This is a genomic window from Staphylococcus sp. EG-SA-2 (assembly GCF_017152085.1).
Genome location: NZ_JACYHC010000315.1, coordinates 1 through 363, shown reverse-complemented (window position 1 = coordinate 363; position 363 = coordinate 1). Strand labels below are relative to the sequence as shown.

Sequence of the window (363 nt, the reverse complement as noted above, 5' to 3'; positions counted from 1 at the left end):
GCAGTGTTATTGTGGATGTGTCTTTGCAGCGATGCAACAAGGTATTGATTTTAAAACAGTTAATAAAGAAGCGAAAGCATTTTTAGAACAATATCCAGATTAATCATTGGAAATGAGATAAAAGGCAGGCTCGTATACATGCCATATCCCATTAAAAATTATCAAATAGAAACCCGAGATTTTAGTGAAATGAATCATACTAAAATCTCGGGTTATTTATATAATCGTAAATATTGTGGTTCTCCACCAAATGTGGTGGGTATATAATTTAAAGAACTATTTTAAATTACAACTTTTAGAGTTTTTATTATTAGGCGGCCAGTCCATTATTGGGCTTGGTTGTCTTCTTTTTTTCTCCTTTGT

At 32.0% G+C, this 363-nt stretch carries 1 pseudogene; it reads left to right on the top strand.

Annotation, left to right across the window (positions count from 1 at the left end):
* Nucleotides 1-103 (top strand): annotated as a pseudogene (locus IDG60_RS03070) (epoxyqueuosine reductase QueH); the annotation flags it as partial.
* Nucleotides 104-363 lie beyond the last annotated feature (260 nt).